Source organism: Dyadobacter sediminis (assembly GCF_005860765.1).
GTDB lineage: Bacteria > Bacteroidota > Bacteroidia > Cytophagales > Spirosomataceae > Dyadobacter > Dyadobacter sediminis.
On the sequence record NZ_VCEI01000013.1, the window covers coordinates 1 to 6364 of the forward strand.

The window sequence follows — 6364 nt, forward strand, 5'->3', positions numbered from 1 at the left end:
GGATAGATATCATTTCAGAGCGCACCAGGGAATAGATCGAAAAAAGCCTGCAGAGCTGTTTGAAATGTGCGCCTAAAACAACTAACAAACCTAAATTAGTGGTCTAACATAATCGAGGTATCATAAAATACATAAATCTACAATTATATAAATATGTATTTATGTATTTAGTTTTGGAATTATGTAATAGTATAATTTATAATTCTAGTAAATTTGGCTATGGCAAAAATCATTACCATAGCCCATCAAAAAGGCGGTGTAGGAAAAAGTACATTAGCTTTAAATCTGGCTATTTGCTTTCAGGAAGAGTTATCAGTTGCTTTAGTAGACATTGATGTGCAAGGAAGTATTGCAGATCTAAAAAACGATTTTCCTGACTTATCGATTATTACTGAAGACCAGTTCGATCAGATTCAAAAGTTGTCTTATGATTTGATTGTAGTTGATACTCCACCATACTTATCAAGTCGTTTGCCTGAGCTTTTTAAAATATCCGACTATGTTTTAGTACCTACAAAAGCTGGCTTTTTTGATGTTATGGCAATTCGTTCTACGTTGCAGTTGATTGAAGAAACAAGAAAGAAACATCATTCTTTAAAGTCAGGTATTGTACTGAATATGGTTAAGCCTCGTTCTGGTGTTACAAGTGAAGTCCAGGAGCTACTGAAAACTTTATCCATTCCTTTACTGCAAACTATTATACATGACCGGGTAAGTTTTACTCGGTCGCCTTTAACGGGAGGAGTACTAAACGGAGAAGATCCTAAAGCCAAAGAAGAGATTACTTCATTAGCAGAAGAAATAGTAGAAGCAATTTCTTAAAATAATGAAGATTATGTAAATGCATATTACATAAATACATATTTTTGCATTTACATAAATACATAAATGTAGATGTTATATGGGTAATGATTATAAAGAACGAATGGGCGGATTAGCTAACCGGTTAAAGTTAGAGCAACCAAAAATGCCTATTCAAGAAGTGAAGCCAGTATTAAAAGAGGAAGTTAAAATTGCAACTGCTCAGCTAAATGTTTGGATATCTAAAGATTTAGTAAAGCGGATGAAGTCTTATGGTATAGAGAATGAGTTGTCACTAAAGGATATTACTACTCAGGCCATTGAAGCTTATTTAAAAGAAGCTGTACCTACAAATTAATTGTAATTGCTTAAAAACTATTCTAACAATGAACATACAATTTTTAGCTAACAATCAAGGTAAGATAACGGCCGTTCAGCTGCCAATAAAAGACTGGAAAGAATTGGAACGTAAAGCAGAAGCTTACGATCTAGCAGCTAGTATCCGGACTGGTTTAAAGGAAGTAGAATTAATCGAAAAGGGAGAAGTAAAGCCAAAGTCTTTAGAAGATTTACTGAATGAGCTTTAGTATAATTGCTACTCCTAATTTTGAGCGAGAACTCAAAAAGATTGCTAAAAAGTACCCTTCTTTAAAATCAGACCTTTTGCAATTACAAAGAAGTTTATTAGAAAATCCTATGCAAGGAGATGAGGTTTTTAAGAATTGCTATAAGGTTCGCTTTGCAATTAAGAGCAAAGGACGAGGTAAGAGTGGAGGTGGACGTTTGATTACCTATGTTAAAGTTCAGCGAGAATCCATTTACTTATTATCTATTTACGACAAGTCCGAGAAAGATACTATTCCAGATGAGATGATCCGTTATTTACTTCGTGATATCTCCTAGGTTGTTATTATAAAATCAGACTGGAGAACACTAATAAAACGATTATTAAATAGAAACAGATCAAAACATCCATTATAACTCCATTATAGAACAGAAATAGGCCAAATATAAAAATCCAATCTAAAATCAGCTAGGATCAAACAACTTAAAACCCTTATATCATCCTAATATCTTACTATAAGCCACTTAATTCACAGCATCTAGCTATTTCTCCCTTGCAATTCACTTATATTCCCAACTAGAACCTACCTTCTTTACTATCCCCAATTGTTCTATTTATAGAAGCAAGAAGGAATTACGCTGCGCGATAATTCATTCTTGCTCTGCGAGGCTAAAATACTGATATTCAATATGATATGTGTTTTATATTTTACAATTAATATAAATGAAATATATTTTGATATTTAATATTGCCTATATGACTTTAAATAGCTTATTTAAGTATATCAACTGATATATTAGGCTATGGAAAAGAAGTACAATAAGTCAGTCCGTTTTACGGAGATAACCGATGAAAAATTCGGGAAAATCGCCGAGAAGCTGGGGCGCAGCAAGCAGGATCTGCTTGCTGAAATGGTTGACTATTTCTATAAATCCAAGAAGGATCCGGCAGATCTGAGCGACGAGCTGCTGAAGAAAGAGCTGGGGCAAGGCATTAACCGGATCATCAGTTTTATCAAAGTTCAGGAAAAGGATATCTTAGCCCCGATGCTTGCCGAGCATAAAATACAAGCCGGGCAGGTCAAGGAGTTGGGAAGCCAGTTTGAAGCTTTCTTTGAAATGCTTCCGGAGGGCAAGATGCGGGGCCAGTTTGCCAGCCTGGCCACAGAAATGCTCAGGTCTTTCCATAGCAGCAAAGAGGTACTTTTAGAAGTACAGAAGAACCAGAGGGAGGTCTATGCTATGCTAAGGGGGAAGGAGAGGTTACAGGATCATTATATCAAGATCCTGGAGAATTACATTCAGGTCCGGGACGGTCTAAATTCTTTGACACAATCCAAACTGATCAGAGATCTTCAGGACGAAACCCGTCGCCAGCTTAAAATGATTTGATTATGGCTCATGTAAACATTACTGCAAGTGAAACGGGCGGCAATACCGGCAGCTGCGGGCAATTGACGGACTATTTGGAAAAGGAAAACCAGAAGCTGAACAAAAAAGAGTTATGGTTTGACCAAGGGCGTGATGATATCGGGCCTGACCAAGTTAAATCTGGGATCGACCAGAATGTGGCCAAGCTTAAAAAGACTGAAGCCAAGTTTTACCTAATCAATATCAGCCCTTCCGGAAAGGAGCTCGACCATATTGGCAATGATCCGCAAAAGCTAAAAGCCTTTGCGCGTGAAGTAATGAAAGAGTATGCAGAGAATTTTAATAAAGGGCTATCTGAAAAGGATATCAAATACTATGGAAAGATCGAGTACCATCGTTACTATACGCATGAAGATCAGGAAGTAAAGCAGGGCCTCCGTCAACGTGGAGAAGCGAAAGAAGGAAGCCACATGCATGCACAGTTGATCGTGAGCCGCAAGACGGCAGACAACGGCCGGCTGATCAGCCCCATGACCAACCACCGGGGGAGCAATGCCAGCCACAGCAAGAAATTCGGGCAGTTTAATCGGTTGGATTTCACAGAGCGCTGCGAAAAAGCCTTTGACCGAACGTTTGGCTATGTACGTGAGCTGAGCGAAACCTTCCAATACCGGAAGGTGATGCTAAACGGGACAGTGATGCAGCGTGCTGATATGATTGTAGCCGAGCAAAGCCGTCAGCTCAAGCAAGCTAAAGAGCATAGCCAAGCTGTCGAGCAAAACAAAAGGGAAAAGAAAGAGTTAGCACAGCAGCCTAAAATAACAGACAAGCAAGCGCATCAGAAAGAGAGGGGCCGCCATCTTTGTATGTAAATTAAAACTATTCTGTGAATTTGGCGATGAAGTTATCATATTGGAGTAGTTGACCAGTAAGTATCAACAATACAACTGCTTCATACACTGCTTATTTTTACTATTATTTTGAAAATATAGATTTACTATTACAATACAATGTAAATATTTATTGTTAATGAATTAATAAGAATTTTAAATTTGATAATGAGAATTGTACATTCAAAGATTTAATGACAACACATTTTTTTATTAAATGAATAAAATAACTGGCTTCTTAAATGAGAATAGCCGCTTAATTGCTGTAAAAAGTTATGATATACTGGATTCTTTACCAGAGCAAGACTACGACAATATAACATATTTAGCAGCTCAATTTTGTCAAACTCCAGTATCACTAATCAGTTTTATAGATGATACCAGAGAATGGTTCAAATCTAGTCATGGACTGAAATTAAAAGAAGTCTCTCTTAGTCACTCAATTTTTACACATTATACACTTAATCCAAGTGAAACATTTATTATTACTGATTTGTGTCAAGATGCATGCTTTGCAGAAAACCCGTTAGTAGTTTATGCACCTCATATGGTTTTTTATGCGGCTACCCCTCTTATTGATGAAGACGGGTTTGTATTAGGGTCATTATGCGTTATTGATAATCATCCTAGAACATTAAGTCAGGATCAGATAAAAACTTTGGAGATCTTATCCGGGCAAGTCATCAATCTTTTAAAACTAAGGCGAAAAAATAAAGAATTAAATGAAAAAGAAGCGGATTTCAGGTCGTTGCTAAGTCAGGCACCGGTAGCAATAGGTCTTTTTGTAGGTAAGGAAATGCGAGTTGATCTAGCAAATGATTTAATGATATCATATTGGGGGAAGGGACCATGTGTAATCGGAAAGCCATTGATTGAAATAATCCCAGAAATAAAAGAGCAAGGTTTTTTAGAAATCTTAAATAATGTTCTTGAAACTGATGTACCATATATTACTCAAAATACTATAGCACAGCTAGAAATTGATGGTGTATTAGGATCTTATTACTTTGATTTTATTTATCAACCAATTCATGATCAAAAAGGTAGTGTTTATGCAGTCATGAATATTGCTGTGGATGTTACTGATCGGGTCTTGACTCAGCAGAAAATTGATTTAGCTCAGCAACAGATACTGACCTCATTCGAAGAATCGCCAGTAGCAATTGCGTTAATAGATGAGTTTGAACTTACTTATAGGATGGCTAACCCCTTCTATTGCCAACTGGTTGGTAGGACACCTGAGCAATTGATCAATAAGCCTCTTTTAATAGCAGTACCTGAAATTAAAGAACAAGGCTTTGATCAAATCCTGAAAAATGTTATTGCTACGGGTATCTCTTATATAGCTCCTGAAGTGTCTGTAGATCTTATTCGAGATAGTAAATTAGAAACAATTTATGTCAATTTGACTTACCAGCCAAGGCGCCAAATCAATGGAGAAATTTCTGGTGTCTTAGTTATTGCAACAGATGTTTCCATGCAGGTTAGAAGCCGACAGAAGATAGAAATTAGTGAAAATAAATATAAACAATTGACAGTTGAGCTTGAAGGAAGAGTTAAGCTTAGAACACAAGAACTAACTATACTTAACGAAGACTTGCTTCGCTTGAATGATAATCTTCGTCAATTTGCCTATATAGCTAGCCATGATCTGCAAGAACCCCTTCGTAAAATTCAAACATTTAGCTCTATACTTAGTGAAAATCTTGCGGATAAAATAGATGAAAACTCCATAGACCTTTTGAATCGAATTAATGTATCAGGTCAAAGGATGTCTGCATTAATTAAAGATTTACACAAGTACTCACTTGTGGATAGTCGTAAGCAGAAATTTGGTTTGGTATCATTAAATACAGTTTTAATGGACGTATTAGAAATTTTGAATTACGAAATTCGTAAATACAATGCAACTATTGAATTTGAGCAACTGGGTGTTGTAGAAGGTGACAAATCACAACTTATGCATCTGTTTCAAAACCTGATATCTAATGCAATTAAATTTACACGACCTAATGAAAATCCTAGAATAAGTATTGAATATTTCATTCGTCATAGAAGTGAGTTACCAAAACATTTGGTATTTAGTAGCAATGCACCATTATTCCACCAAATTAATGTTAAAGACGAAGGCATTGGATTTGATATTAAATATTTAGATCGAATATTTCAGGTTTTTCAAAGGCTACATACCAAAAATGAATTTCAAGGTACTGGAGTTGGATTAGCTATATGTGAGCGGGTAGTTTTAAATCACAATGGAGTAATTACAGCAATTAGTGAGCTTGGACAGGGAGCTACATTTTGTGTGTATTTGCCAGGATTTCCGATATAAATAATAGTTAAAAGTAGATAGTTTGTTTATAAGATAATTTTAGAAAGTAAATCCGAAAAGTACAAACTGGTATTACTTAGATTAGGGTAAGTAATTATAATAAAATCCAGAAATGGTTCCTGCAGTTTTTATAACGGATTTTATGTTAAATGAGAAAACACAGAACAAGAGGGTAGCAGCGGTTTTGCGAAAGTTCTTTAATTAGTACAAAGAGAGAGCACTTTCTTAGTTTTGTTTATAACCATGAACTTTTGTTGTTTCAGAGAACAAATACACCTTTGAGGTGGCTCCAAAAAACGGCACACATTTTTGCACATCCTGATGCAAAATGAAAGACCCAAAAACGTTAAAGACTCGTAGGAGCTATGACGCTGAGTTCAAGCAAGAAGTATTTAGAATGCTGGCT

Annotated in this window: 7 protein-coding genes; all 7 read left to right on the forward strand. The window is 36.0% G+C overall.

Annotated elements, in window-relative coordinates; genetic code table 11:
• The first annotated feature begins 219 nt into the window (after nucleotides 1-219).
• The 7 genes from FEM55_RS07245 (at nucleotide 220) to FEM55_RS07275 (ending at nucleotide 5958) form a co-directional block, all read left to right on the forward strand.
• Nucleotides 220-822 carry an AAA family ATPase gene (locus FEM55_RS07245; RefSeq protein ID WP_138280682.1) on the forward strand — a complete coding sequence of 201 codons (603 nt, stop codon included), beginning with the start codon at nucleotides 220-222 and terminating at the stop codon, nucleotides 820-822.
• 79 nt (nucleotides 823-901) lie between these two features.
• Nucleotides 902-1159, forward strand: coding sequence for a hypothetical protein (locus tag FEM55_RS07250; RefSeq protein ID WP_138280683.1), 258 nt, complete (start codon nucleotides 902-904; stop codon nucleotides 1157-1159).
• Nucleotides 1160-1187: 28 nt separating this feature from the next.
• Complete coding sequence (locus FEM55_RS07255; protein WP_138280684.1) at nucleotides 1188-1388, forward strand: hypothetical protein; 201 nt, start codon at nucleotides 1188-1190, stop codon at nucleotides 1386-1388.
• The gene (locus FEM55_RS07260) at nucleotides 1378-1704 is read left to right on the forward strand and encodes a hypothetical protein (RefSeq protein ID WP_138280685.1); all 327 of its coding nucleotides are present in this window, start codon (nucleotides 1378-1380) and stop codon (nucleotides 1702-1704) included. The genes FEM55_RS07255 and FEM55_RS07260 overlap by 11 nt, the downstream gene beginning before the upstream one ends.
• A 465-nt stretch (nucleotides 1705-2169) precedes the next feature.
• A complete protein-coding gene (locus FEM55_RS07265; RefSeq protein ID WP_138280686.1) occupies nucleotides 2170-2757 on the forward strand; it encodes a BfmA/BtgA family mobilization protein in 588 nt (195 codons plus the stop codon).
• A gap of 2 nt (nucleotides 2758-2759) precedes the next feature.
• Nucleotides 2760-3608, forward strand: coding sequence for a DUF5712 family protein (locus FEM55_RS07270; protein ID WP_138280687.1), 849 nt, complete (start codon nucleotides 2760-2762; stop codon nucleotides 3606-3608).
• Nucleotides 3609-3843: 235 nt separating this feature from the next.
• On the forward strand, nucleotides 3844-5958 hold the full coding sequence (locus tag FEM55_RS07275; RefSeq protein ID WP_138280688.1) for a GAF domain-containing sensor histidine kinase: 2115 nt from the start codon (nucleotides 3844-3846) through the stop codon (nucleotides 5956-5958).
• Nucleotides 5959-6364: the final 406 nt, after the last annotated feature.